The organism is Pseudomonas sp. NPDC087817 (assembly GCF_044742875.1).
Lineage (GTDB): Bacteria > Pseudomonadota > Gammaproteobacteria > Pseudomonadales > Pseudomonadaceae > Aquipseudomonas.
In genome coordinates this window covers 6,059-9,564 of sequence record NZ_JBIUVJ010000106.1, presented here as the reverse complement: position 1 = coordinate 9,564, position 3,506 = coordinate 6,059, and the positions used below count along the sequence as shown (strand labels likewise).

Annotated in this window: 4 protein-coding genes; 3 read left to right on the top strand and 1 reads right to left on the bottom strand. The window is 60.2% G+C overall.

Annotation, left to right across the window (positions count from 1 at the left end; translation table 11 throughout):
- Both ACIONG_RS28950 and ACIONG_RS28945 read left to right on the top strand, forming a co-directional pair.
- Positions 1–312, top strand: a 312-nt coding sequence (locus ACIONG_RS28950) for a hypothetical protein (protein WP_401304328.1), incomplete at its 5' end; no start/stop codon positions are given.
- A 119-nt stretch (positions 313–431) separates the two neighbouring features.
- The gene (locus tag ACIONG_RS28945) at positions 432–2,018 is read left to right on the top strand and encodes an ABC transporter substrate-binding protein (RefSeq protein ID WP_315445033.1); all 1,587 of its coding nucleotides are present in this window, start codon (positions 432–434) and stop codon (positions 2,016–2,018) included.
- A 130-nt stretch (positions 2,019–2,148) separates the two neighbouring features.
- Here ACIONG_RS28945 and radC read toward each other — a convergent pair whose 3' ends face one another.
- Positions 2,149–2,823, bottom strand: a complete 675-nt coding sequence (gene radC / locus ACIONG_RS28940; RefSeq protein ID WP_103302594.1) for a DNA repair protein RadC — start codon at positions 2,821–2,823, stop codon at positions 2,149–2,151.
- Positions 2,824–2,958: 135 nt separating this feature from the next.
- On the opposite strand from radC, the gene coaBC reads away from it, so the two are divergent.
- Positions 2,959–3,506 (top strand): bifunctional phosphopantothenoylcysteine decarboxylase/phosphopantothenate--cysteine ligase CoaBC (coaBC, locus tag ACIONG_RS28935; RefSeq protein ID WP_401304324.1); only part of this gene is annotated, 548 nt, incomplete at its 3' end.

Below are 3,506 nucleotides of genomic sequence, written 5' to 3'. Positions count from 1 at the left end.
CCACATGCCCAACCCGGCATGGGTTGGCCGCTTAATCTCTCAGTCATTTGGCGCCAGGCGCCGCGTTTCTTTAGAGGTCTTACCGGCTACACCTACAGTGAAGGAACCGGGCCCCTAGAAAAGAGCGCTGCTTTATACCAGAAAGACCGGGGTGCAACAACTTTCCGTGTGCAATCAATCCACAAAAATGCGCTTTTCCGACCCGCGAACGCCTTGGATAAAGGCTGGCACCGGTTTTTACCACTCGTCGCAGAAAACCGCCTACAGGCAAGATTGGCGCCCTTCGCGCTGTCGACCGCCAAGCGAAACTGACTAACAGCGGCCCCAAAAATACAAAAAGGGGATAGTCATTTGCAATCGCGACCTCTAGGGTAGGCCTTTTCCAGACTGCACTTGCAGATGGGCCTTCGATCTGTAAAAGGAAGCCGACCATGCGCCTCGCTGCCCTACCCCTGTTGCTCGCCCCGCTCCTGCTGAGCCCATTGGCCCAGGCCGCCGCGCTGAGCGTTTGTACCGAGGCCAGCCCTGAAGGGTTCGACGTGGTGCAGTACAACTCGCTGACCACCACCAATGCCTCGGCCGATGTGCTGATGAACCGCCTGGTGGAGTTCGACACCGCCAGCGGCAAGGTCGTCCCGAGCCTGGCTGACAGCTGGGAAGTCAGCACCGACGGCCTGACCTACGTATTCAAGCTACATCCACAGGTGAAGTTTCACACGACCGATTACTTCAAGCCGAGCCGTGAACTGACCGCTGAAGACGTCAAATTCAGCTTCGACCGCATGCTCGACCCGGCGAACCCTTGGCATAAAGTCGCCCAGAGTGGCTTCCCGCATGCGCAGTCGATGCAGTTGCCGACGCTGATCAAGAAGATCGACGCACTGGATCCGCTGACCGTGCGCTTCACCCTCGATCACCCGGACTCGACCTTCCTGGCAACGCTGAGCATGGGCTTCGCCTCGGTCTATTCCGCCGAATACGCCGACAAGTTATTGAAAGCCAACGCGACCGATAAGCTCAACAGTCAGCCGATCGGCACCGGCCCGTTCGTCTTCACCCGCTTCCAGAAAGACGCCGCCATCCGCTACAAGGCCAACCCGGACTATTTCGCCGGCAAGCCATCGGTTGACCCGCTGATCTTCGCCATCACCCCGGACGCCAACGTGCGCCTGCAAAAACTGCGACGTAACGAATGCCAGATTGCCCTGTCGCCGAAGCCACTGGACGTACAGGCTGCGCTGAAAGAACCGACACTGAAAGTCGAAAAGACTGACGCCTTCATGACCGCTTTCGTCGGCATCAACAGCCAGCATCCACCGCTGGACAAGCCGGAAGTGCGCCAGGCGATCAACCTCGCCTTCGACAAGGCCAACTACATCAAAGCCGTGTTCGAGGACACTGCCGAACCCGCCAACGGCGTTTACCCGCCGAACACCTGGAGCTACGCGAAAAACCTGCCGGGCTACCCGCACGACGTGGCCAAAGCCAAGGCGCTGCTGGCCAAGGCCGGTTTGAAGGACGGCTTCCAGACCACTATCTGGACGCGCCCATCCGGCAGCCTGCTCAACCCGAATCCGAGCCTCGGCGCACAGATGTTGCAGTCGGATCTGGCGGAGATCGGCATTCAGGCGGAAATCCGCGTGATCGAGTGGGGCGAACTGATCCGCCGCGCCAAGGCTGGCGAGCATGACCTGTTGTTCATGGGCTGGGCCGGTGACAACGGCGATCCGGATAACTTCCTCACGCCGCAGTTTTCCTGCGCGGCGGTCAAGTCCGGCACCAACTTCGCCCGTTACTGCAATGCTGACCTGGACAAACTGATCAGCGCCGGCAAGACCACCAGCGAGCAAGGTGTTCGCACCAAGCTGTACGAACAGGCGCAGGCGCAGATTCAGCAGCAGGCGCTGTGGTTGCCGCTGGCGCACCCGACCGCGTACGCACTGACCCGCAAGGATGTGCAGGGCTACTCGGTTAGCCCGTTCGGTCGCCAGGACTATTCCAAGGTCAATCTCAAATAACTGCCACACCCTGAAACCTGTGGGAGCTGGCTTGCCAGCGATGACGGCGGCACATTCAACACAAATGTTGTCTGTCAGTCCGCTATCGCTGGCAAGCCAGCTCCCACAGGGATTGGCGTTTTCCTGAGATTTACATCCAGCCACACTCCGCCATCGACAGCGGCTCACCATCACCAATGATGAAGTGATCCAGAATCCGCACATCAATCAGCTCCAGCGCCTTCTGTAAACGCTTGGTGAGCAGCTTGTCCGCCTGACTCGGATCGGTATTGCCCGACGGATGGTTATGGCAGAGGATCACCGCCGCGGCGTTATTCGCCAATGCACGCTTCACCACTTCACGCGGATGCACACTGGTGTTGTCGATCGAGCCGCGAAACAGCGCCTCGAACGTCAGCACTTGGTGCCTGGAATCCAGAAACAGGCAGCCAAACACCTCGTGTGGCTCGTGTCGGAGCATGGATTTGAGGTAATCGCGAACAGCCTGCGGATTCTCCAGCGCCGGCTCTCTGCGTGAGCGCTCGGCCAGATACCGGCGGTTCATTTCTTGAGCAGCCTGCAACTGTGCAAACTTTGCCGGCCCCAGTCCCAACTGTTTGCTGAATGCTTCCTGATCGGCCTCAAGCAACAAACGCAGGCTGCCGAACTGATTCAACAAGTGTCGCGCCAAGTCCACTGCGCTTTTTCCAACGACTCCCGTGCGCAAAAAAATCGCCAGTAACTCGGCGTCCGAAAGGCTCGCAGAGCCCTGTTCAAGTAACCGTTCCCGCGGCCGTTCCGCCGCTGGCCAATCGCGAATACTCATACACATTCCTTGTCTGTGGGCGCCGCTGTTCCGTAGCGGTCGCTGTGATATCGTAGCCCATCTTTTTTGCGGGCGAATTCACCCTGGGGAGGGGGTTTCGCCACGTATGTCACCCACGAAATGAAAGGCAGACCTATGCAGCGGCTGTATCGGAAACGCATCGTTCTGGGCGTCGGCGGCGGCATTGCGGCCTACAAGAGCGCCGATCTGGTTCGACGCCTGATCGACCAGGGTGCCGAAGTGCGCGTGGTCATGACCCATGGCGGCGCCGAGTTCATCACCCCGTTGACCATGCAGGCCCTGTCCGGGCACCCGGTTCACCTGGATCTGCTCGACCCGGCCGCCGAAGCGGCGATGGGCCACATCGAACTCGCCAAATGGGCCGATCTGGTGCTGATCGCCCCGGCTACCGCCGACCTGCTCGCCCGCCTGGCCCAAGGTATTGCCAACGATCTGCTGACGACTCTGGTGCTGGCCACCGATGCCGTCGTGGCCGTTGCGCCGGCAATGAATCAGGCGATGTGGCGCGACCCGGCCACCCAGGCCAACCTGCAACTTCTGGAAAGCCGTGGCCTGAAGACCTTCGGCCCAGCCTCCGGCAGCCAGGCCTGCGGCGACGTCGGCATGGGCCGGATGATGGAAGCCACCGATCTGGCGCAGTGCGCGGCAGACTGCTTCCAGCG